Origin of the sequence: Actinoplanes regularis, assembly GCF_900188005.1 — a bacterium.
GTDB classification, from domain to species: domain Bacteria; phylum Actinomycetota; class Actinomycetes; order Mycobacteriales; family Micromonosporaceae; genus Actinoplanes; species Actinoplanes regularis.
In genome coordinates, this window is sequence record NZ_FZNR01000013.1 from 218,606 (window position 1) to 240,525 (window position 21,920).

A 21,920-nucleotide genomic window follows, 5' to 3' on the forward strand; every position below is an offset into this window, starting at 1 on the left:
GTACCGTGGCATTCATGGTGGACGTTCGGCGGCATTTCCTCGATCTGATTCGGCAGGACGGCGTCCGGCTGGCACCGGAGCTGGCCGCGGCCTTCGAGGCCGTGCCACGGGAGGTGTTCGTGCCGGAGGGCTTCCACCGGCGCGACGGCGGCTGGGTGGCGCCGGCCGACCCCGAGTTCCTGCCGACCGTGTACCGCAACGACGTGCTGGTCACCAAGATGAACGGCGACGTGCCGGTCAGCTCGTCCAGCCAGCCGTCGCTGATGGCGATCATGCTGGAGGCGCTGGACGTCCGGCCCGGGATGCGGGTGCTGGAGATCGGAGCCGGGACCGGTTACAACGCCGCCCTGCTGGCGACCCTCGGAGCGGAGGTGACCAGTGTGGACGTGCAGGAGGACGTGGCCGCCCGGGCGCGCTCCGCGCTGGCCCGGGCCGGCATCACCGGGGTGCGGGTAGCGGCCGGGGACGGCTATCGCGGCGATCCCGATTCACGGTACGACCGGATCATCGTGACCGTGGGTGTCGCCGGCCTCTCCCCGCACTGGTTCGAGCAGCTCACCCCGGATGGTCTCGTGATCGCCCCGGTCGAGCACGCCGGCCACCACCCGGTGCTGTCGGCGCGACCGGGCGGCCCGATGACCGCCGCCGTGGTCTGCTCGTCCGGCTTCATGAGCGCCACCGGCCCACTCGGCGCCCGCCACGCCGGCAGCCATCCGCCGTCGGCCGGCGAACTGGCCGAATTGACCGAGGCCGCACCGGCCCGGTGGTCACCACCCCTGAAGACGACCGGCTACCGCGACCTGTGGTTCGCCGCGGGCGCCTGGCACGGGCGCGTCACCCTGGCCACCCTGCCCGGCCACCTCGTTCTGCTCGATCGGGACCGGACCGGTGGCGCCGTGGTGCTGCCGGACGGCTCGATTCTCGCCGGTGGCGTGGAGGCGGAGCGTTACACCGCCGACGCCGTCACCCTGATCGACCGCTGGTGGCGCCTGGGCCGCCCGTCGATGCGGTCCTGGCGGATCGACCTGGCCCTGGACGGTGACCCGGCGGCCCCGATCTGGGTCCCGCGAGGGTTCACGATCGAGCGCCGAGAAACGTGAGCACGGCCAGGACACGGCGGTTCGTGTCGTCGGTCGGTGGCAGGCCGAGCTTGGCGAGGATGTTGCCGACGTGCTTGGCGACCGCGGTCTCGCTGACGAAGAGCGCGCTCGCGATCGCCGAGTTCGACCGGCCCTCGGCGATCAGCGTGAGCACCTCCCGCTCGCGTGGCGACAGCCCGGCCAGGGGGTCCCGTGGCCGGTGCAGCAGCCGCCGCACCACCTCCGGGTCGACGACGGTGCCGCCGGCCAGCACGGTGCGCAGCGCCGCGACGAACGCCTCGATGTCCGCCACCCGGTCCTTGAGCAGGTAACCCACGCCGTCGCCGGTGCCGATCAGGTCGGACGCGTACTCCTGGAGCACGTACTGACTCAGCACCACCACCGGCAGCCCGGGCCGTTCCCTCCGCAGCCGGACCGCCGCGCGCAGCCCCTCGTCCCGGAAGTCCGGCGGCATCTTGATGTCGGTGATCACCAGGTCGGGCTCCTGCTCACCGACCGCCGCGATCAGGTGCTCCGCGTCCCCGACCGCGGCCACCACGGTGAAGCCGAACCGGGCGAGCACGCTGGTCAGGCCCTCCCGCAACAGCACCCCGTCCTCGGCGAGGACCACTCGCGCGTTCACCTCGGGCACGGCAGCTCCACCCGCAGCAGCGTCGGCCCACCGGCCGGGCTGGCCAGCAGCAACCGGCCCCCGGCGGCGGCGACCCGATCGGCGAGGCCGGTCAGCCCGCTGCCCTTCGACGGGTCGGCCCCGCCGCGGCCGTTGTCCTCGATCTCCAGCTCGATCCGGGTGCCGTCGCCGTTCACCCGCACCCGGGCCTCGGTGGCGTGGGCGTGCTTGGCGATGTTGGTCAGCGCCTCCGCGGCCACGAAGTACGCCGTGGTCTCGATGCTCTCCGGCGGCCGCGCGGTGATCTGGGCCTCGACGGTGACCGGGGCCGGGGAACTCGCCGCCAGCTCGCGCAGCGCGGCCGGCAACCCCAGATCGGTCAGCACCTGCGGGCGGATCCCGTGCACCAGGTCGCGCAGCACCACCATCAGCTCCTTCGCCTGGGTGTGCGCCAGCCCGAGCGGCCCGGCCGCGGGGGAGTCCTCGGGCAGGTCCAGCCGGGCCATACCCAGTTGCAGGGTGAGGCTGGTGAGCCGGTGCTGGGCGCCGTCGTGCAGGTCGCGCTCGATCCGGCGGCGCTCCGCGTCGAACGCGTCGGCCAGCCGGGCCCGGGACTGGGACACCTCGCTGAGCTGGTCGCGCAGCTGATCGCCGGCGCCGAGCAGCCGGCGCGCCAGCAGGGCGTGCCCGGCGGCGAGCGCCCCGGCGAGGTAGAGCAGGGCCGGCGCCAGGACCAGCCCGGCCAGGCAGAACGGGATGCTCCGGGGGCCGCCGTGCACCTCATACGTCCCGAACTGCCAGGTGCCGATCCCGAACGGGCTGGCGATCATCAGAACCTCGGCGAGCAGGGCCACGAAGGCGCCGAAGAAGATCGGCGGCGCGAGCAGGGCGAGCAGCGTCGTGTAGAGCACCGCCCGCCAGGTCGCCTCGTCCCGCAGCAGTGAGGCGAGGTCGCGGGGCAGGCCACCGCCGCGCAACGGGCGCCGGTCGACCAGGCGCAGGCGGCGGCGTTCCAGGACGGCGACCGGCAGTGCGACCAGTGGCGCGCTGACCGCGAGCAGCACGCCGCCGACCACGACCAGGAAGATGACAGCCGGGCTGGGCAGGTCCCCGTTGACGAGCCGACGAGCGGCCACCAGCAGCGGCAGCAACAGAAGCGTGAGCCCGAAGGACAGGGGCGCGGCGATGACGGCGGTGGAGGCCAGGAAGATCCCTGATCGCCACGGCCAGGACGTGAGCAGGTAGCGGCGGTCCCGGAGGGACTCGGTCAGGCTTGTGGTGGACACAGGTCAACCGTATTGAGCAGGGCGTTCGCGGCCCATCCCACTGGCATCCGGATCGGGGGTATACCTAGGCACACCTTCACCACCGACCGGCCCGGCGATCACGCCACGGGCGGCCGTCCGGGTCGTAGATCAGGCGGTAGGCGGGGGTGGCCCAGGCGCGCTGGTACCAGGGGAGCCGCTCGGTCTCGTGCGGGATCAACCGGCCGGGTGGACGGGGGCCGCGGCGGCCGCCGTCACGCCAGTCGCGCAGGCGCTCGGCGGACTCGGTCATCGTTCGTACGACCGTGACCGGGTCCAGGAGATCCGGATCACCGTCGGCGGAGTCGAGGTGCTCGCGCGTCAGGGCGAGCCGCAGGTCGCGAGGGAACCGCCGTGCCCCGTCACCCAGTCCGGCCGGATCCGCGGGCGCGCGCCCATCGAGGGTCGAGTCCAGGATCGCGCAGGACAGCTCGCTGTCGTGCGTCCACGAGCGGCGGTTGAAGTTGTCGCTGCCCACGCTGCACCAGACGTCGTCGATCACGCACACCTTGGCGTGCACGTAGATCGGAGTGCCCGCGTGGTTCTCCAGGTCGAAGACGTGCACCCGGTCGGAAGCGGCGTGTTTGCACAGGTCGATGGCCTGCTCCCGGCCGACCTGGTTGGGCGGTAGCGCGAACGCCCCGTCCACGTCGGGATGCCGCGGGACGACCGCGATCAGGTGCAGCCGGGGATTGGCCCGCAGCGCCCCGGCGAACAACTCGGCCACCTCGGTTGACCAGAGGTACTGGTCCTCCACGTAGATCAGGCTCCGGGCCCGCCGGATCGCCTTGGTGTAACCGCGGGCAACGGTCTGCTCGCCGAGCGGGGCGAACGTGTATCGCGGGCGCATCGCCGGGTAGGTCCGCAGCACCTGAACGGTCAGTGGGCCACACTCCGGTGGATCCGGTGGTTGCGGCGGCATCCGGTCGGCGTGCAGGTCGGCGTGCTTGAGCTCGTCCATCAGGGTGGAGACCGGGCCGTGCTGGTCCAGGGGTGCCGGGTCGCACCAGCGTTCCCGGAAGGTCAGGTCGAGGGCGCCGACCACCGGGCCGCGCAGCTCCAGTTGCACGTCGTGCCAGGGCGGGGTCGGCCCGTACGCCGAAGCCATCCGTACCGCCTGCGGATCACCGTGGTGATCCGCGTCGTCGCGGCGGCTGTGACACAGGTCGATGCCGCCGGCGAAGGCCACGTCCAGTTCGGGCCGCCCAGGGTGCCGCAGCACGACGAGTTTCTGGTGGTGTGAGCCGCCCCGCCGGACCCGCTGGTCGAGCAGCACCTCGCCGCCCGCTTCGCGGATCCGGTCGCCGAGGTTGCGGTTCTCCTGTTCGCTGTACGCCAATCTGTCCAGATGGGACCGCCAGAGCAGGCCCTTGACGATCACCCCGCGCCGGGCGGCCGCCGCGAACAGTTCCGCGATCGTCGGCCCGTCGTCGACGGCCAGTTCGTCCGGATCTCCCCGCCAGTCGGTGAACAGCAGGTGGTCGCCGGCTTCGAGCTTCCGCACTTCGGCGTTCAGCCGGGCGAAGTACGTTTTTCCATGAATCAGCGGTTCAGCGGTGTTTCCGGCACACCATGCGGGTATGTCGGTGTGCGGGTTGCCGCGTTCGGCGGCGGTCAGGAGCCAGTCCTCCGATGGCACGGGCAACCCCTTCGAGGTCAACGACGCCCTCACCGTAAGCCCACCGACCGTCGTGTGCACTTTCTTACGCGATCACCCCCGATCGTGGCTTCCTACCTGCGGAGGATCTCGTCGTGAGCAGTGAGCCGTTGACCACCCCCGTCGCGCCGGAAACCGCTGGATCCGCGGAGACCGGCCTGCTCATCGCGGTGTTGTTGCTTGTGTTGCTGGGCACCACCGCGATGCTTCTCATGTCCTGAGTTTCCGCGCTCTGACCGCTAGGGCAGTGGGGACGGGCGCCCCGCCCTCGCCGAACCTCTCCAACCGCAGGCCCGCGTCGAGGAACGCGTGCAGCAACTCGGGCAACGGCCAGTGCGTCGCACCGACCTTGTCGCGTACGCCCTGGTCGGTCCAGGACTCCTTGGTCCAGTGACCGTCGAGATATCCCGGCCGGATGACGATCGCCCGCTGGTCGGTGCGGTCGGCGAAACCGCCGCAGAAGGCCGGGTGCACACCGACATGAACGAACACGCCGTCCGGGCGGAGCACCCGTGCGGCCTCGCGCAGCACCGCCGGATACTCCGGCATGTCGGTGTGCGCCATGACGGTCACCGCCGCGTCCAGCGCGGCGTCACGGATCGGCAGGCGGGCGGCGTCGGCGCGGGCGGCCGCCAACCGCCCGCCGGCATGCCGCAGCATGCCGGCGGAGAGATCCACGCCGAGAGCGGTCCAGCCGAGATCGCCGATCTGCTTCGCGTACGCCCCGGTGCCGCACCCGATCTCGAGGCAGCGCCCGTTGCCGGGCCCGAGCAGCGTGTCCAGCAGGCGGCGGACGCCGAGCGGGTCCCCGGGCGCCGCGGCGCCCCGGAACTCGTGCTCGTACCAATCCGCGATCTCGTCGTAGACCGCCCTCAATCAAGCACCCATTGGTCGTCGCGGATGATATCGACCATCCCCTTCGGACCGGTGCCGGTCACCGTGATCCCCTCGCCGCCGATCACCACGTCGGTGTGCACGCCGGACACGTTCAGCCCGAGCGCGGCGCGCTCCTCGGGGCTCATCGCCAGCCCGCCCGGCACCGCGAACGGGAAGCTCTGTCCCCAGGCCACGTGACAGGCCGCGTTCTCGTCGAAGAGCGTGTTGTGGAAGACGATCCCGGCCTTCGCGATCCGGCTCTCCCTGTCGACGAGCGACACCTCACCCAGGTAGCGGGCGCCCTCGTCGGTGGCCAGCTGCGCCTCGACGATGTCCGCCCCCTCGTCGGCGGCGACCGAGGTGATCCGCCCGTCCTCGAAGGTCAGCCGCAGCCCGGTGACCAACCGGCCGGCCAGCACCAGGGGCTTGGTCACCCGCAGCACGCCGTCGACCCGGCGCCGGTCGGGGCTGGTGAACACCTCCTCGGTGGGGATGTTCGGCAGGTACGCGATGCCGTCGGCGTCCACCATCCCGCCACCGGTCCAGTGGCAGCCGGGGATCAGTCCGACCGTCAGATCGGTGCCCTCACCCAGGTAGCGCACCTCGCTCAGGTCGAGCGTGTCCAACGCCGCGCCGCGCTCGGCGAGCATCGCGGCCCGCTCCCGCCACGCCCGCGCCGGGTCGTCCTCGTCGAGGCGCATCGCGGTGCCGACCGCCTGCCAGAGGCGCTCCACGTCGGGCTCGCCGAAGACCTGGGTGGCCCAGCCCGGGTTCGGGGCACCGACCGCGGTCCAGCGGAGCTTGTTCATGATCACCTCGCGCCGGGCGCGTGTCTCCTCGGCCCGGACCGCGGCCGCCTTGACCGGGTCGGCGCCGTCGAGCACGTGCGGGTCCGCGTCGCCGACCAGGACGATCCAGGCGGCGCCCTGGTCGGCCCACTCGCGGATGCGCTGCAGCGCCCAGGGCCGGCTGGCCCGCAGAACATCCAGGTCGGCGTGGTCGACCGCCGACCGGTGCATCGGGCCGTCGGTCCAGATCGGCTCGACCCAGGCGGCGCCGGCGGCGTAGGCCGCCTCGACCACCGCGCGAGCGATCTCCAGATGAGCGGTGTCGGTGCTCAGGATGACACCTTGCCCGGGCTGGATGTTGACCCCCGCCCGGACCACGACCTCGGCGAAACGCGCGATCCGATCCATGCGTCGCAGTCTATTCACGCGATGTCGTCAACTGGGGTTGACATTGTGGATGGCGTCAACGTAGGTTGACAGCATGACGGAGGCAACCGACCTCGCCGCCGCCGCGGGAAGCGCCGACCCTCGGGTCGGCCTGCGCGCGGTGGTGGCGCTGCGCCGCCTGCTGGAGGGCCTGGAGCACCTGCAGGTGGCGAACGCACGCGCCAAAGGCTGGTCCTGGCAGGAGATCGCCGACGCGCTCCAGGTGACCCGCCAGGGCGTACACAAGAAGCATGCGCACCTGATGCCGATGAACGACCCGCGGGAGGGTTGAGATGTTCGAGCGATTCACCCAGAGCGCCCGCGCCGTCGTGGTCGCCTCCCGGGAGGAGGCCCGCGAGCTGGGCCATTCGGTGATCGGCACCGAGCACCTGCTGCTCGCACTGCTCGCCCGGGAGAGCGGTGCGGCTGCCGCGCTGCGGGAGTCCGGCGTCGACCGGGAGCTGGTGCGGGACGCCGTCGTCCGGCTCGTCGGCACCGACGCGGACGAGCCGGGCGCCGACACCGACCGGGACGCCGAGGACGCCGCCGCGCTCAAGGCGATCGGAATCGACCTGGACGCCGTGCGGGCCGCCATCGAGGAGAACTTCGGGGCCGGCTCGCTGCGCCTGCCGCGCCCCGCGCCGAAGAAGCGGGGGATCTTCGGAAAGTTCTACGGCTCCGCGCGCGTCACCGACGGGCACCTCCCGTTCTCCAAGCGGAACAAGAAGGTGCTGGAGCTCTCGCTGCGTGAGGCGTTGCGGCTGAAGCACAAGTTCATCGCGCCGGAGCACATCATGCTCGGCGTGATCCGGGAGGGTGAGGGCCTGGCGATGCGGATCCTCGCCGAGCACGGGGTGGACTTCGAGCACCTGCGCACCGAGCTGACCCGGTCCCTGGAGGCACGCGCGGTCGGCTGAGCCGGTGCGCCCGGGTCAGCCGAGATCGAGGCGCATGGCCGGCTCCGTGACGCGCCGGAAGCCGAGGGAGCGGTAGAGCGGCTCCCCGACGGCCGAGGCGCGCAGGTCGACGGCACGGACGCCGTGCTTCCGGAACCACTCGATCAGCGCGGTCACGCACTCCCGGGAGTATCCGCGCCGGCGCATGTCCGGGTCGGTGACGACGTTGAAGACGTACCCGACCCGGCCATCCGGATAGGACGGCCCGCCCAGTCGCTGCTCGATGCTCCCCACGGCGCAGGCCGCCAGGCCGGCCCCGTCGGGCCGGTCGGCGACGAACGCCGCTAGCGTCGGTTCCGGGCGGCCGAGCAGGTCGCTCAGGGTCCGGCGGGCCGGCTCGCGCCAGTCGTCGTTCCACTCCGGAAACCGGAAATCGCCGAGCATGATGGCGCGGAGGCGGATCAGTTCGGCGGCGTCGGCCGGGGAGGCCGGTCGGATCGGCACGCCCGGAACGCTAGCCGACTCGCGGGGCCGGGGCCTGCGATTTCCGCCCGCTTCGATACGGATCGGGCGGCGTCGGTCGTACCGGAAGATCGGGTCCTGCTCTTCGGATATGAAGTTTAAGATTTGAAGGAGTATGGTTTTCGGTATGGCCGAACCGCTCAGCGAGACGCAGTTGCAGCACTGGCGTACGTTCATCGAAGCCTCGTGGGCGCTGCACACGACGCTGGAGGACGAGTTGCGCGCCGCGACCGGCCTGAGCATGAACGACTACCACGTCCTGATCGCCCTCGCCGAGGCGCCGGATCGACGGATCCGGATGGGTGAGCTGGCCAACCGGCTGGTCTTCTCACCGAGCCGGATCACCTATCAGATCAGTTCGATGGTCAAGCGCGGCCTGGTGGAGAAGGTGAGCTGTCCCGGCGACCGGCGCGGTTTCGAGGCCGTGCTCACCGAGCGGGGATTCGCCGCGCTGCGGGATGCCGCGCCGGCGCACCTGAAGACCGTGCGCCAGAACTTCATCGATCAGCTCGACGACGAGGAGCTGGCCGTCGTCGGCAGGGCCTTTGCCAAGATCCGGCAGCGCCCATCCTGACGGATGGCCCGAGGCGATTCGGGGGTACGGCGTTGCGGGCGGATGTTTCCACGTTCAGAGAACCTTGCCGGTCTCAGCGATCTCGACGCGACCGGCCGGCGATTTTGATACGGCCGCGACAATCGGCCCGCGCCGTGTCGGCTGGTTGCGGTGGTGGTGTCGGCGGTCCTAAAACGGCCGTGACAACCAGCTGTGCCGCTCGGGCTGGTCGTCACGGCCGTCAAACGGCCGGGTCTTCGGGACGGTCTCACTAAAGGGTGGCCGGCGGTTCGTCGTCGGCACCGGAGACGAAGCTCTCGACCACCGCGATGTCCACCCCCAACGCGGACAGCACCCCGGCGCCGTTCTCCTCCTCGAGCAGCCCCAGCAGTACGTGTCCGGTCCCGATGACCTCGTCGGCGAGCCGCAGCGCCGCCCGGAACGTCAGCTCGAGCGCCTTCTTCGCGCGGGCGTCGTACGGAATCAGCACCGGATCGGCGTCGCTGCGCGCCGGCAGGGTCGCGGCCACCGTCATCCGCGCCTGGTCGAGGTTGACGCCCTGCGCCCGCAGGGCCTCGGTCGCGGTGCCCTCGGTGCCGAGCAGGCCGAGAACGAGGTGCGCGGGGATCATCTCGGCGTTGCCGGCCGTCTTGGCCTCGTTCATCCCGAAAACGATCGCGCTGCGGGCGGGCTTGGAGAACTTCTGGAAGGCCTGCGACGGGTCGGCGTCGGGCTTGCCGACGAACCGCTTCTGCGCGGCCTGCTTGGTGACGCCCATGCTGCGGCCGATCTCGGTCCAGGACGCGCCGGAGCGGCGGGCCTGGTCGACGAAGTGGCCGATGAGGTGATCGGCGACCTCGCCGATGTGGTCGGCCAGGAGCACCGCGCCGGACAGCTGGTCGAGGGCGCCGGAGTGGTTCTTGGTGATCGCCGCGATCAGATCGTCGAGCCGGATTGGTGGATTAATCTGTGTCATGCCGTCAACCCTAGGTTGACGGAGTAGTTGCGTCAACCCGGAGTTGACGATTCGATGCCTCCGGAGGACTCCGCATCGAGAGCGATGACGCGGCTACAAGGTGAAGCCCTCATCCGTCGCGCCTTCGCCGGTGTGCCGCTGAACGAACTGGACCGAATGGGCGAGGTGGATTACGCCCCGGGCACGACTAATGCGGTAAAGGGGAGGACTGTCCAAGAAAGGCCCCGTGTTGGACTCCACCGTCCGAGCCCTCTGGCTCGCTCTCATGATCTTCTTCAGCCTCGCGGTTGGCGCGGTCGCCGGCCTGCTTGACTGGGCGAGCGGAAGCAACCCTTTCGCTGCCGTGCTGAAGGGTGGCGCTGCCTTTGCCGCGACGCTGCTCCTTCTGCTAGCGATCTTCTACTTCGCGACGGGCGGCGGCAAAACGAACCCCTGAACGGCAAGGAGCCCGGCCCCCGGGACACGGACCCCAGGGAGCCGGGCTCCGGTTACCGTTCGCGCGTCTCCGCCGGGCCAGGGACACGGTGGAACGGGAATCAGATGTTGGAACCGATCTCGCGTCGGTAGGCCGACCATTGGCCGGTCCAGTCCGCGAGATCGTGCATCCAGCCCGGCGAGGTCGGCTGGGCCTTTAATGCCCACTTCGCGGCGTTGTTCCACGCAAAGTCGTCCAGGACGTCAGGACCGATCCCGCTCCATGCGGGATACCGGGCCAGCCACTGTTCAGCCTGATCAGGCGTGTGGCCGCTGCCGATCAACCACTGGGCGAGCATGGCCAGCTCGACCCACGGGGCTGCCCTGGTGGCGAAGGCCCAGTCGACGATCCGCAGGCCGTGCGCCGTGACGATCAGATTGGCCGCGCCAAGATCGGTATGAACCAGTGTGTCGCCGTCCATCGCGGGATGTTCGAACCCGAGCCGTGCCTTCGGGCTGAACAACGGCACGTCCGGCGCGGGCGTCCTGCCGAGCGCCGTCAGCGCCTCTCCCAGCAGGTCGAGATCAGGGCTACCCGGTGACAGGTCGGCATGCGGGCCTTCGCAGTGCTCGAAGCCCACGACCAGCCAGTCGGCCGTCTCGAACTGCCATTTGACCGCGGGTGAGTGCGACCCGCTGACGGCCTCACTCACCCGCAGCTCGAAGCGCAGTGACCGGACACCGAATTCGGTGTGTGCTGCCTTGACGAAAACCTGCCCGTTCGCCCCGGTGACGGTTGCGGCTATCTCCGCGTGATCACCAGCCGCCGCGGGATTGGCATGAGTTCCGCCGACGCGGTCGGCTACCCCCTTCGTGACGGTCTCGGGCAGAGCAGCCCAGTCAATGCGCATCGGTCAGTCAGCCCTTTCAAATTCCCGGGTTCGGCGGGCAGCAGGACTTCGCCTCGCCGTCCCAGAACTCGGGGTCGATGTAGTAGCCGGTCGCCTTGAGAGCCTGGCGGGTGTACTCCATGGAGGAGCCGTCCGCCATACCCTCGGTCAGGATCGGCACGTGGTGCACGAAGCCTTCCGCGATCTGCTCACAGGCGGCGGCGTACGGCTCGGTGTGTTGCAGCGACACGTGCCAGGCTGCGTCGACCGGCTCGGTCGGGACGACGCGGTAGGACCGGCCGTCCGGCAGCAGCCGGCCGAAATCGGGGTCGTGCCGCGAGTCGGCGTGCGCCTTGAGCATGAGCAGCATCTGTCCGACGGCCCGCCGAGCGTAGATCTTGGTGACCTCCTGACGAGCGGCGAAGAAGCTGGCGAGCTTGTCGAAGGTCTCCGGGTCGATGAGGGTCTGGGGGTCCTTGTTGGCCTGGACCGGCAATGCGGTCGTGAGGGTCACGGCTCCTCCTTGGGGGTGTATGGATCGCCGACGCCTGGTGCGCCGGTGAAATCCCGAATCAACGGGCCAATTGGTGCTGGCCGACCTGGCTTGGTGCGTGGGAGACGTAGTCGATGTTCGGTTCGGTGCGTGCTACCTGGAGCAACTCGGCGGCAAGGGCGCTGACGTCGACGCTGGACAGCCAGTCCGTCAGCAGGTCTCGCGCCTCGGCGATCTGTCCGGCGAAGGCAGCGGGGTCGACGACGCTGGCGGGCGGGATGACGCGCCGCAGTGGTGTCGAGGTGAGCGCGGCCTGGGCCAGCTTTCCGGCGATCCAGTAGCCCGTACGCTCGCGAGCCACGAAGGTGACGTGGACGCTCTCCTCCGTCTGGTTACGCGCGTGCGGGTTGTGCATCCATCCGCGTGGAAGCATCAGGATCTGGCCAGGGCCGAGGTCGAACTCGAAGTCAGGTCGCATCGACTTCATGCGGTCGAGGACACCGCTACCTGGCGGAGTATTGGACGCGAATTGCTCACGGTGAGGCTCCTCGACCCCGGGCTCCCAGATCTGCCAGGTCTTGCGCCCGGCGAGCTGGTAGACGAAACCCATGTTCTGGTCCCAGTGGTGATGAAGACCTTGCCCTCCTGCCGGGGTGACGAAGCCGGTGGCGTAGGTGCCATATCCGGTCTCGTTCTGGATCGCCGCGCAGATCGCGTGCACCCCGGGACACCAGCGGTGCAGATTGCGCAGCTGGACGGTGTAGCCTCGGCCGCGCCACTTCGCGACCTTGCCGGGATCGAGGTAGCCGTCCGTGGTGTACGCCCGGGAGTGGAGCGCCGCCCCATCCTTGATCACGACGAGCTGTTCTGCGGGTGCGGTACCGGTGTCGAGGTAACCGTTGATGAGTTCCGCGTTGACGTCGTCGCGAACACGGCTCTCGTTGGGCGGCGTGTGAAGCGTCGGCTTCATCGGCCAGGCGGCCAGCATGTCGCTGACTGTGGCCTCGTCAAAAAACATCGATAGGGACATTTCCATCCTCCGGGGTGCGGGAGTGGTTAGGTCCGGGTTTAATGCGCTGCTTCCGATCGAGTGGCCCTAGCCTTCGCCGCTGTCGAGTACGAGTTGTTCGACGGCGGTCTGCATGTCGTCCGGAACTAGCTCTTGCGGCCTAGCGACCTTCATTAGGTTTCGGGTCAGGGACCCAGATCTCGCGGCCGGGGCCGCTCCCCGTATCAACCCAAATCAAGTCGCCTGGTTGCCCGTCGGGACCGCTTTTTCGAGAAACAACGGCGAACGCGGGCCGATCGTTTTCCGGGGCGGACGCTCCGCTGGTTCGGCTCATCGGCTCGCCTCCGTGATCTTCGGGGTCCGTGCAGGAATTGATCGAATATCGCGGACGCTGAGACCCGGGCGGGCCGCGCGCCCTGGTGGTCTGTGCGAGGAGCCAGCATCACGGGCCACCGCCCGCGCGTCGTATCTGCGCCGGAGTCAGCGAGCCAGCTCGGCCGATTTGTGGGAAGGAACGGGTCGATTCTGCTGACCAATGAGGCGCGTTCGGGGGTGTGCTGGCCCCGCGTTGACGAATCTCTCGGAGGTGCAACTCCATGCAGAGCCACGCCAGGCCGCCCACACACCTCCGCCGCTGCAGAAAGAACACGCGGTGCCACCATTCGCGATCTTCCTTTCGATGGTCCATAACGCCTCCCGCAGATTTCGTGAATCGATCCCCGATGGCTTGACGCTAGGGCGATCAGGGGGAGAACAGTGGCATTCGAGTGCTGCCATCAGGCACTCTGTGGACCTGGCAGCATTGGCAGCGCTCTGGCAGCACGGAGGGAATCACCGTGGAAACGTTCGGGCATGCCGCTCGACGCCTGCGTGGTGGCATGTCACTCCGTGAGGCCGCTCGACGCGCACACCTCGACTCCGGGCACCTGTCGCGAGTCGAGGCGGACAAGCGCCCACCCACGCCACTCATCGCTCAGGCGCTCGACGATGTCTACAAAGCAGGCGGAAAGCTTGTCTCGCTGGCCGAAGCACACGGCGAGCCGTTGAAGTTGGACAACGGGATCTGGCGACCGAAGGACTCCGAACGGCTAGCAGTCGCAGTGCTCGCGACGACGCCCACGGCAGAGAATGCCCTCACCTTGGCGCACCAATGGCTCATCGCCGAGCCGCCGCAGGTGACCGCTACTCGTGCCGGCCGGCGGATCGGCGTGGCCCAAGTTCAAGACGTCGAGAAGCGCGTCCATCAACTCCGCAAGCTCGATGACTACGTCGGTGGGCAGGACACACACGCAATGGTCACCGCAGAGCTCGCGGCGACAACCGCCCTGCTACGCGACGCCGCATACACCGAGGAGATCGGCAAACGGCTCCTTGTCGCCATCGGCGAACTGGCTCAGGTGGCCGGATGGGTTACCAGCGACGCTGGCCACCACGCCGAGGCCGAGCGCTATTACCTCGCCGGAATGCGGGCGGCCCATGCGGGCGGAGATGTCGCGGGCGCAGCGAACAACCTCTCGTCGCTCGCATACCAGATAGCGACGGTCGGTGACGCCCGAGAAGCCGTGACGCTCGCGAAATCGGCCTACGCCGGCGCCCGCAGCGCGGCCACCTCGACCACGAAGGCGCTCCTTGCCGAACGAGTGGCCTGGGCCGAAGCTCAGGTCGGCGACGTAACCGCTGCCGAGCGCGCTCTAGGCACGGTCGAGGAGCAGTACGAACATCGCCAAGCGGCGGACGATCCGATCTGGGTCTACTGGCTCGACGAGGGTGAGATCGACATCATGGCCGGGCGGGTCTGGACTCAGCTACGACGCCCACTGCGAGCGGTCCCCATCCTTGAGCGGGCGACCGCCGGATACGGCGATGACACCGGCCGGGAGACCGCGCTCTACCTGACCTGGCTCGCCGAATCTCTGCTCCAGGCGAACGAAGTCGAGCGCGCGGCCGAAGCGGCTACGCGAGCGCTTCGCTTGTCGCGGAAGGCCGGAAGCTCTCGCGTCTCCGAGCGCCTCCGCCTTCTCCGTGCCAAGCTCACGAAATTTTCCGGTTTGGCCGAAGCTGATGCCTTCGAGGAAGAGGCCAGCACCCTTGCGTGAACCGGTCTCGACTCACGTCTGGCCTCGTAATACCTGCCGCCATGATGACACGACTCACTAACTCTTCAAATTTGAAGCGCATCCCTAGTGTTTCAGATTTGAAGGAGCTACGCTGTAGTCCTCGAAGTCAGGAGGGCTTGAGATGCCTGCGATCACCGTCGATGACGTCCTTGTACTGCCCCGTCTGCCGAAGCTGGACCCGGTCGCGACGGAATACCGGCCGGTTCGCCGCCTTACGAGCGCGCCGAGCGGCTACGAGGGTGAAGGCTTCCCCGTCCGCCGCGCCTTCGCCGGTGTGCCGCTGAACGAGCTGGACCCGTTCATCCACCTGGACCAGATGGGCGAGGTGGATTACGCCCCGGGCGAGCCGAAGGGCACCCCGTGGCACCCGCACCGGGGATTCGAAACGGTCACCTACATGATCGACGGGATCATGGACCACCAGGACTCCCTCGGTGGCGGCGGATCGATCAGCAACAGCGACACCCAGTGGATGACGGCCGGTGCCGGCATCCTGCACATCGAGGCGCCGCCGGAGCACCTGGTGACGAGCGGTGGCCTGTTCCACGGCCTGCAGCTCTGGGTCAACCTGCCGCGCGCCGCCAAGATGATCGACCCGAAGTACCAGGACATCCGTGGCAAGGAGTCCGCGCTGCTCACCACGCCGGACGGCGGCGCGCTGATCCGTGTCATCGCGGGCGAGATCGCCGGGCACTCGGGGCCCGGGTCCACCTTCACCCCGATCAACCTGCTCCATGTGACGCTGCAGCCCGGTGCGCGGCTCGACCTGCCCTGGCAGCCGGAGTACAACGCGCTGGCCTACGTGCTCTCCGGGGAGGGCTGGGCCGGCACCGACATGCTGCCGATCAAACTCGGTCGACTTGCGACGTTCGGGTCCGGGGACGCGATCCGGCTCGAGGCGAAGAGCGAGCTGGACCTGTTCGTGATGGGTGGCCGGCCGATCCGGGAGCCGGTGGCGCACTACGGTCCGTTCGTGATGAACACGAAGGCCGAGCTCAAGCAGGCCTTCGAGGACTTCCAGAAGGGCCGCCTGGGGACAGTCCCGGCGACTCGTGTGCCGCACACCGACTGACGTACCGGAAAACCTCATCGGAATGCGAAAGGCCGGCCCCGGAGGGCCGGCCTTTCCGCAATGTTGCCTTCATCGAAGGCCGACTTGTCCGTGTACGCCGTCAGCGCGGCGCCCTCACCTACGCGAAGGTCTGGAAAGCGGGCAGCGAGCCCAGCGCCAGCGTCAGCTCGACCGGGTGGTGCACCGGCGCCGCCACCGTGAACCGGGCGCCGAACGGGTCGCGGAGTTCCGCGAACTCGGTCAGGCCCGCCTCGGCCGGCTCCGAGATCAGCGCGCCGCCCAGGCGCTCGCAGCGGTCCGCCGCGGCCTCGATGTCCTCGACCTGGAACGCCGTGCGCCACCAGGCGCCACGGTAACCCGGGGTCAGGCCGGCGATGGCGTCGTGCGCCTGGTTCAGCCACTCGCCGGAACCGAAGTCGTGACGCAGCAGCCAGCCGAACGCGGAACCGTAGAACCGGGCCGCCGTGTGGTGGTCATCGGTGAGCAGCTCCGGCCACGACATCGTGCCCGGTTCGCCGCCGGCCTGCGCCCCGGCGAAGTCGGCCGGCTCCCAGAGGCCGAGCACCGCACCGGCCGGGTCGGCCACGATCGCCCGACGTCCCCCGTGCGCGTCGGCCGGGTGGCTCAGGCAGGTGCCGCCGGCCAGGGCGACCTGCTCAAGGGTCTCCTCGAGGTCGGGCGTGCTGAGGTGGTTCAGCCATCCGTCGGGACGGTCCGCCTGGCTCCGGGTGAGGCCCGCTACGACCCGCCCGTTCAGCTTGAAGCGGTCACCGGCTGATTCCCAGTCGAACAACTCTCCGTAGAACTGCGCCGCTCGCGCAGGGTCTGCACTTGCCAGCTCCACCCAGCAGGGTGTCAGTGGTGCATAGCCTCTGATCCGCATGTGCCGCTCCATCGTGGACGTCCCCAGTTGCTTGAGCACTCTACGGCACTGATAACGCTTCGTCACCACCGTACGGTTCATTGTCCGGTTTAGAGCAGTATTAAACTACGTAGCGTGAGTGCTTGAGTGATCCAGGTGATCCCCGACGGCATCGTGGGGCAGATCTGAAAAGTGGTTCACGTTGGGCGCGCTCCCCGAGTCGCATCAGTGGTACAAGATGTCACTCTCTGTTAAGCAACATTTCGAACCAGACGGTGGAACCACGGACCGTGGGATCGGTTCCCCAGGAGTCGCTCAACTCCTCGATCAGACCGAGCCCGCGGCCCCGGCTGGCGAGCGTGTCCGTCTGCGCCCTGATCACGCTGCCACGGGTGCCGGTGTCGGCCACCGACACCAGCAACCGCTCCGCGTTCAGATCGATGTGCACCTGCGCCGGGGTGCCGGCGTGCAGCAGCGCGTTCGTGGTCAGCTCGCTGGTGCAGAGGATCGCCGCGCTGATCACCGCCTCGGGTGCCTGCCACTCCCGCAGACGGGCGGACATCCACTGCCGGACCCGGCTCGGACCGGTCGGCTCGGCCGCCACGTGCATGGTCGCGGACCGGCTCAGGGCGAGGGCGTGCTCGACCGCGAGCACCGCCACGTCGTCGTCGGTGGTGCCCTCGACGGCCGCGGTGGCCAGCGAGCACATGTTCCGCGGATCACCGCTGGCCGATCCCGCCGCCGCCGCGACGAGGGCGTCCAGCCCGGCGTTCAGCGTCCGGCCGCGGCGTTCGACGACACCGTCGCTGTACATGAGGATCGTGTCGCCCGGCTCCAGCGTCAGCGATCCGGTCTGCCAGCGGCCGCCCAGGCCGAGCGGGGCACCCGGGGGGACCTTGACCAGTTCGGCGCTGGCCGGCTCACCGGCCAGCCCGGCGCGGCGCAGCACCGGTGGCGGATGGCCGGCGCTGGCCAGCGTGATCGTCCCGTCCGACGGGTCCAGCACGCCGTAGACCACGGTCACGAAGATCTCCTCGTTCCGCGACTCCGCCCCCAGCGAGCCGACCAGCCGGTCCAACCCGGACAGCACGCTCGGCGGGGCGGGATCGGTCAGCGCGAGCGCGCGCAGTGCGGCTCGGACCTGACCCATCACCGCGGCGGCCCGCACGTCGTGCCCGGCCACGTCGCCGAGCACCATGGCCAGCCGGCCGTCGGTGAGCCGGAACGCGTCGTAGAAGTCGCCGCCCGCGGCGTTGCCGTCGACGCCAACGTCGTAGCGCGCGGCGATGCGGAAGGTGTCCAGCTCGGGCAGGTGCTCGGGCAGCATGCTGCGCTGCAGCAGCTGGGCGGTGCCGTGCTGGGCCTCGAACCGGCGGGCCCGCTCCGCGGCCTGCGCGACCAGCTCGGCGGCGGCCCGCAGCAGGGCCCGCTCGGCCGGGAGCCAGATGTGAGCACGGCGGAAACCCATGGTCAGGGCGCCGCGCACGGAAGCGGTGCGAAGGGGGAGGGCGGCCAGCGACCGTACGCGTCTCTCGTGTCTGTCCTGCGCGACCTCGGCCAGCGGCTCGCCGTCGGCGACGAACGACGCCCGGCCCGTCTCGGCCGCTGCCACCAGCGGCGCCGCGGGGTCGGCGCTCACGCGCCGCCAGACCGGCGGAAGACGTTCGTCCGCCTCGTCCAGCATCTCGCCGCGGATCCGGCGCACGAAACGGTACGCACTGCCGTCGTCCACCGCGAGGACGCAATGATCAAGATCAAAAGAGGTCATGGCGTACGCCAGCACGACGCGCGTGACATCGTCGATGGTGAGTGCGCCGGCCAGCCGCGCGGTCAGCTCGCCGAGGCTCTGCAGCCGGTGGACGACCTGGGTGGTCTCCGCGGCCACGGTCAGCACCCCGGCGATCGCGCCCCGCGAGTCACGCACCACCGAGTGCCCGCGGGTGTAGAACGCCGGCTCCGCCCCGCCCGGTCGCAGCGTCACCTGGCTCTCCGGCTCCAGCACGGGCTGACCCGTGCGGAACACCCGGCCGATCACGTCGCTCATCCCGGGTTGATCCCAGGCCTCGTCGAACGCCTGCGCCGCGGGCCGGCCCAGTGCCGCCGGGTGCCGGCCGCCGAGCACCTCCGCATACGCGTCGTTGTAGAGCACCAGGCAGTCGGGGCCGCAGAGGAGCATCATCGGCAGCGGGGACTCCAGCACCAGATCGACGGCCGCGCGCACCGCGCTGTCCCAGCGATCGATCGGACCGAGCGAGGTGCGCGACCAGTCGAAGGCGTGCACCAGGGGTGCGCATCTCTTGGCGCCCGCGGATTGCACGGGCAGCGTGGAGATGGCTGACGGGCGTGCAGCTCCCGAGCCGACCATGCGGAAAGCCTATCCCGAGTGGGCCGTTTGTACGATGCCGTACCAGCCGACCATCCGATTCTTGACGTTCTGCGTGATGTGACCCGCGATTCGCATCGCGGTGTGTAATCATCTCGTCCGATCTGCGTATTACTTGATCACTTAGGGCCGCCGCTTCCGTGATTGGGTGATCACGTGACGTGGCGGCCTTCCTGGTCGGTGGCCGTCGACCGCTCGGGAACTGCCGGGTCCGCGCGGGTTGTCGATCGTCGCGATCGAGCAGCCGACCGTTCGGGAGCTGCCGGGTCCGTGCGACCTGTCGACGATCGCGGCCGGGCCGCCGCGCGCGCCCGTGGCCGGGGCTCGCTTGTGAGTCGTCGGGTCCGCCGAACGAGTGCCCTATAGCAGGAAATCCTGCTCTTTACGGGGCTTTCGGCAATCTGATCGTCGCCCCACTGTCCACACCGCGAGGTTTTGTCGGGGGCGAGTGATAGACCCGAGTCCTAAGGTTTCGGGCAAGGCGACGAGACGGCGGAGGATGACGGATGACCGGTGACGGGTTGAGCCGTGGACTCAGCGACATGTGGCGATCGCTGGTCCTCCATGTGCCAGTCGCGCTGGCGTTCCTCGCCGTGCTCCTGGTGGGCTGGTTGCTGGCCCGGCTGGCTCGCACGGTGACGGCGAAAGCGCTGCGCCGGATCGGTCTGGGGCGTGCCGTCGAGCGGAGCGCGGCGGGCCGCCTGCTGCGCGGCACCGATCCGGTCGCGCTCTGCGCGGGCCTGGCCTATTGGGCGGTTCTGCTGATCGCGCTGCAGCTCGCCTTCGGCCTCTGGGGGCCGAACCAGGTGAGTACCCTGCTCAACTCGCTCATCGCCTGGCTCCCGCAGGCCTTCATCGCGATCGTGATCGTGGCGGCCGCCGTTGCCGTCGCCGGTGCCGCGCACGATCTGATCCGCAATGCTCTCGGCGATCTCGGCTATGCCCGGGTGCTCGCCAAGGCGGTCGCCGCGGTGATCGTCACGCTCGGCGTGATCGCCGGTCTGGACCAGGTCGGCATCGCCACCACGGTCACCCGTCCTCTGCTGATCACGGTCCTGGCCACCGTGGCCGGCGTGATCGTCGTGGGCGTCGGCGGCGGTCTGATCCGGCCCATGCAGCACCGCTGGGAGGTATGGCTGGACCGCGCGGCGGTCGAGTCGGCGGCGATCCGGGAGCAGGCCCGAGCACATGCGGAGGAGCGTGCCCGTCAGGCCGCCGCCCGCGCTGAGGAGGCTCGCCGCGCGGAGGAGGCGCGCAGGGAGGCCGAACGCCGAGCCGAAGAGGCCCGCAAGGAGGAGGCCCGCCGTGCCGAAGAGGCTCGCAAGGAGGAGGCCCGCCGAGCCGAAGAGGCCCGCCGTGCGGAGGAAGCTCGTCGTGCCGAGGAGGCCCGCCGTGCGGAGGAAGCTCGTCGTGCCGAAGAGGCACGTCGTGCCGAGGAAGCCCGCCGTGCGGAAGAGGCACGCCGCAAGGAGGAGGCCCGCCGAGCCGAAGAGGCCCGCCTTGCCGAGGAAGCTCGCCGTGCGGAAGAAGCCCGCCAGGCTGACGAGCGGCGGCGTGCCGAGGATGCTCGTCGTGCGGAGGAGGTCCGCCGGGCCGAGGAGCAGCGGCGGGCGGAGCAGGAGCGCCGGGGCGCGGGCCTGGTGGAGTCTCAGGACGAGGAGACCCAGGTGATCGCCGCTCCGGAGGAGGACTCGCTCCACTTCATCCCAGGCTTCGGCCGCGGCGAATTCGCTTCAGGGCATGGCCGTGACGACGAGCCGACGGACCCGCGACCGGAGCCAGGCGGTGCCGCGATGATCAAGCCGGGCGTTCGGCCCTCCAGCGACGGCCGTCAAGATTCGGAGATCGGTACGGAATCTGCCGCCGTCATCTCCAGTCGCCTGAGCGCCACGCCTGCGGGTTCCGGCGACGACGAAGCGACTGTGGTCACGGAGCCTTCCGGAAGCGACGAGGCCACTGTGGTCATAGAGCCCTCTGGTAGTGACGGGACCACCGTGCTCACGAAGCCATCCGGGAGCGACGAGGCCACTGTGGCCATGGAGCCATCTGGGAGTGGCGAGACGACCGGGGTCACGGAGCCGTCTGAGAGTGGCGAGACGACCGGGGTCACGAAGCCGTCTGGGAGTGGCGAGACGACCGGGGTCACGAAGCCATCTGGGAATGACGAGACGACTGTGGTCGTGGAGCCGTCCGGGAGTGATGAGATCACGGTCGTCAATGACAGGACCGATTCCGGGGACGAGACCACGCTGATCACCCGTGGTTCGGAGGATGAGGAGACGACCGTGATCCGCTCTCCGGGGCCGGAGGAGGCGGTGTCGATCGAGGAAACCGATGACGGCGATCGCACCCAGATCGTCCCGCTTCCCCGCTCCGGTCGGGCCGGTTCAGGGCGGGCCGGTTCGGACGGGACCGGCTCGAGCGGGTAGGCAGGCTGGAGCCGGCCTGCGTCAGCCGGATGAGCTGGACGGCAGGCTGGATCCCGGGGGAACCGGCGTCAGCCGGGGTGGGCTCGACTGCGGTCTGGTCCGGAGGCAGCCGGCCTCGGACGGAGTGGACGGCGCGTTGATCCGGGAGCACTTGGCGGCCTGTACAGCGGACGGCGCCGTTGGGTCCGGCAGCAGCTGGTGTTGGGTGGGGCGGGCTGGTCCGGGTGCAGGCGGCGTCGGTGGAGTGGACGGCGCGTTGGTCCGGGAGCACCTGGCGGCCTGTACAGCGGACGGCACCGTTGGGTCCGGCAGCAGCCGGCGTTGGGTGGGCTGGGCCCGGGTCCAGGCGGCGTCGGTGGAGTGGACGGCGCGCTGGGCCCGGGAGCAGCTGGCGTCGGGCAGAGTGGGCTGGACGGCGCGGTGGTCAGCGTGGGGCGGGGAGCGTGCTGGCGAGCAGGCAGACCGCGAGGAGGCGGCGCAGCACCCAGTCGTTCTGGGACCAGTCGATCTCGCCCTCGGGGGCGATCCAGCCGTGCTGGTAGG

The 21,920-nt window shown here is 69.8% G+C and carries 22 protein-coding genes and 1 pseudogene; 10 read left to right on the top strand and 13 right to left on the bottom strand.

Annotated features, from left to right (window positions below; translation table 11 throughout):
- Window positions 1-14: 14 nt before the first annotated feature.
- Window positions 15-1,100, top strand: coding sequence for a protein-L-isoaspartate O-methyltransferase family protein (locus CHC09_RS29585; protein WP_089296507.1), 1,086 nt, complete (start codon window positions 15-17; stop codon window positions 1,098-1,100).
- Here the strand turns inward: CHC09_RS29585 and CHC09_RS29590 are convergent.
- From CHC09_RS29590 to CHC09_RS29600, 3 genes are all read right to left on the bottom strand, one after another.
- The gene (locus CHC09_RS29590; RefSeq protein ID WP_203833246.1) at window positions 1,075-1,731 is read right to left on the bottom strand and encodes a response regulator transcription factor; all 657 of its coding nucleotides are present in this window, start codon (window positions 1,729-1,731) and stop codon (window positions 1,075-1,077) included. The genes CHC09_RS29585 and CHC09_RS29590 overlap by 26 nt on opposite strands.
- Window positions 1,719-2,996, bottom strand: coding sequence for a sensor histidine kinase (locus CHC09_RS29595; protein ID WP_089296508.1), 1,278 nt, complete (start codon window positions 2,994-2,996; stop codon window positions 1,719-1,721). Before CHC09_RS29595 ends, CHC09_RS29590 begins: the two co-directional genes overlap by 13 nt.
- A 76-nt stretch (window positions 2,997-3,072) precedes the next feature.
- Entirely contained in the window at window positions 3,073-4,653 is a 1,581-nt protein-coding gene (locus tag CHC09_RS29600; RefSeq protein WP_089296509.1) for a phospholipase D family protein, read from the bottom strand.
- Window positions 4,654-4,766: 113 nt separating this feature from the next.
- Here CHC09_RS29600 and CHC09_RS48515 point away from each other — a divergent pair, with 113 nt between their 5' ends.
- On the top strand, window positions 4,767-4,892 hold the full coding sequence (locus tag CHC09_RS48515; RefSeq protein WP_275407897.1) for a hypothetical protein: 126 nt from the start codon (window positions 4,767-4,769) through the stop codon (window positions 4,890-4,892).
- On the opposite strand, the gene CHC09_RS29605 is transcribed toward CHC09_RS48515, so the two are convergent.
- Window positions 4,882-5,547 carry a class I SAM-dependent methyltransferase gene (locus tag CHC09_RS29605; protein ID WP_089296510.1) on the bottom strand — a complete coding sequence of 222 codons (666 nt, stop codon included), beginning with the start codon at window positions 5,545-5,547 and terminating at the stop codon, window positions 4,882-4,884. The genes CHC09_RS48515 and CHC09_RS29605 overlap by 11 nt on opposite strands.
- Entirely contained in the window at window positions 5,544-6,743 is a 1,200-nt protein-coding gene (locus tag CHC09_RS29610) for an aminopeptidase (RefSeq protein ID WP_089296511.1), read from the bottom strand. Before CHC09_RS29610 ends, CHC09_RS29605 begins: the two co-directional genes overlap by 4 nt.
- 73 nt (window positions 6,744-6,816) lie before the next feature.
- Here CHC09_RS29610 and CHC09_RS29615 point away from each other — a divergent pair, with 73 nt between their 5' ends.
- The 3 genes and pseudogenes from CHC09_RS29615 (at window position 6,817) to CHC09_RS49030 (ending at window position 7,678) form a co-directional block, all read left to right on the top strand.
- Window positions 6,817-7,053: a helix-turn-helix domain-containing protein gene (locus CHC09_RS29615; RefSeq protein WP_089296512.1), complete on the top strand. Its 237-nt coding sequence runs from the start codon at window positions 6,817-6,819 to the stop codon at window positions 7,051-7,053.
- Between the two features lies 1 nt (window position 7,054).
- Window positions 7,055-7,258: pseudogene (locus tag CHC09_RS47920) on the top strand (Clp protease N-terminal domain-containing protein); the annotation flags it as partial.
- Window positions 7,259-7,342: 84 nt separating this feature from the next.
- Window positions 7,343-7,678 carry a Clp protease N-terminal domain-containing protein gene (locus CHC09_RS49030; RefSeq protein ID WP_483398209.1) on the top strand — a complete coding sequence of 112 codons (336 nt, stop codon included), beginning with the start codon at window positions 7,343-7,345 and terminating at the stop codon, window positions 7,676-7,678.
- A 15-nt stretch (window positions 7,679-7,693) separates the two neighbouring features.
- Here CHC09_RS49030 and CHC09_RS29625 read toward each other — a convergent pair whose 3' ends face one another.
- Window positions 7,694-8,161, bottom strand: coding sequence for a GNAT family N-acetyltransferase (locus tag CHC09_RS29625; protein WP_239138569.1), 468 nt, complete (start codon window positions 8,159-8,161; stop codon window positions 7,694-7,696).
- Window positions 8,162-8,306: 145 nt separating this feature from the next.
- Between CHC09_RS29625 and CHC09_RS29630 the strand changes: the two genes are divergently transcribed.
- The gene (locus CHC09_RS29630; RefSeq protein WP_089296514.1) at window positions 8,307-8,753 is read left to right on the top strand and encodes a MarR family winged helix-turn-helix transcriptional regulator; all 447 of its coding nucleotides are present in this window, start codon (window positions 8,307-8,309) and stop codon (window positions 8,751-8,753) included.
- A gap of 250 nt (window positions 8,754-9,003) precedes the next feature.
- On the opposite strand, the gene CHC09_RS29635 is transcribed toward CHC09_RS29630, so the two are convergent.
- Complete coding sequence (locus CHC09_RS29635) at window positions 9,004-9,708, bottom strand: Clp protease N-terminal domain-containing protein (RefSeq protein ID WP_089296515.1); 705 nt, start codon at window positions 9,706-9,708, stop codon at window positions 9,004-9,006.
- A 265-nt stretch (window positions 9,709-9,973) separates the two neighbouring features.
- On the opposite strand from CHC09_RS29635, the gene CHC09_RS46635 reads away from it, so the two are divergent.
- Window positions 9,974-10,144 carry a hypothetical protein gene (locus CHC09_RS46635; protein ID WP_179277331.1) on the top strand — a complete coding sequence of 57 codons (171 nt, stop codon included), beginning with the start codon at window positions 9,974-9,976 and terminating at the stop codon, window positions 10,142-10,144.
- Between the two features lie 100 nt (window positions 10,145-10,244).
- Here CHC09_RS46635 and CHC09_RS29645 read toward each other — a convergent pair whose 3' ends face one another.
- From CHC09_RS29645 to CHC09_RS29655, 3 genes are read right to left on the bottom strand one after another with little or no spacing between them, the layout of a single operon-like run.
- Complete coding sequence (locus tag CHC09_RS29645) at window positions 10,245-11,033, bottom strand: phosphotransferase (protein WP_089296517.1); 789 nt, start codon at window positions 11,031-11,033, stop codon at window positions 10,245-10,247.
- 16 nt (window positions 11,034-11,049) lie between these two features.
- Window positions 11,050-11,526, bottom strand: a complete 477-nt coding sequence (locus tag CHC09_RS29650) for a glycine-rich domain-containing protein (protein ID WP_089296518.1) — start codon at window positions 11,524-11,526, stop codon at window positions 11,050-11,052.
- Window positions 11,527-11,584: 58 nt separating this feature from the next.
- Window positions 11,585-12,523 carry a JmjC domain-containing protein gene (locus tag CHC09_RS29655; RefSeq protein WP_179277332.1) on the bottom strand — a complete coding sequence of 313 codons (939 nt, stop codon included), beginning with the start codon at window positions 12,521-12,523 and terminating at the stop codon, window positions 11,585-11,587.
- An 827-nt stretch (window positions 12,524-13,350) separates the two neighbouring features.
- Between CHC09_RS29655 and CHC09_RS29660 the strand changes: the two genes are divergently transcribed.
- Both CHC09_RS29660 and CHC09_RS29665 read left to right on the top strand, forming a co-directional pair.
- Window positions 13,351-14,610, top strand: a complete 1,260-nt coding sequence (locus CHC09_RS29660) for a helix-turn-helix domain-containing protein (RefSeq protein WP_143232646.1) — start codon at window positions 13,351-13,353, stop codon at window positions 14,608-14,610.
- 142 nt (window positions 14,611-14,752) lie between these two features.
- Window positions 14,753-15,703 (top strand): pirin family protein, encoded by a 951-nt coding sequence (locus CHC09_RS29665; protein ID WP_089296521.1) that lies wholly within the window; start codon window positions 14,753-14,755, stop codon window positions 15,701-15,703.
- Between the two features lie 118 nt (window positions 15,704-15,821).
- Here CHC09_RS29665 and CHC09_RS29670 read toward each other — a convergent pair whose 3' ends face one another.
- Window positions 15,822-16,586: a VOC family protein gene (locus CHC09_RS29670; RefSeq protein WP_239138570.1), complete on the bottom strand. Its 765-nt coding sequence runs from the start codon at window positions 16,584-16,586 to the stop codon at window positions 15,822-15,824.
- A 220-nt stretch (window positions 16,587-16,806) separates the two neighbouring features.
- Complete coding sequence (locus tag CHC09_RS29675; RefSeq protein ID WP_089296523.1) at window positions 16,807-18,930, bottom strand: ATP-binding SpoIIE family protein phosphatase; 2,124 nt, start codon at window positions 18,928-18,930, stop codon at window positions 16,807-16,809.
- 524 nt (window positions 18,931-19,454) lie between these two features.
- Here CHC09_RS29675 and CHC09_RS29680 point away from each other — a divergent pair.
- Window positions 19,455-21,377 carry a mechanosensitive ion channel family protein gene (locus CHC09_RS29680; RefSeq protein ID WP_143232648.1) on the top strand — a complete coding sequence of 641 codons (1,923 nt, stop codon included), beginning with the start codon at window positions 19,455-19,457 and terminating at the stop codon, window positions 21,375-21,377.
- A 424-nt stretch (window positions 21,378-21,801) separates the two neighbouring features.
- Here the strand turns inward: CHC09_RS29680 and CHC09_RS47930 are convergent, their stop codons facing one another.
- Window positions 21,802-21,903: a DUF6401 family natural product biosynthesis protein gene (locus tag CHC09_RS47930; protein ID WP_280523923.1), complete on the bottom strand. Its 102-nt coding sequence runs from the start codon at window positions 21,901-21,903 to the stop codon at window positions 21,802-21,804.
- Window positions 21,904-21,920: the final 17 nt, after the last annotated feature.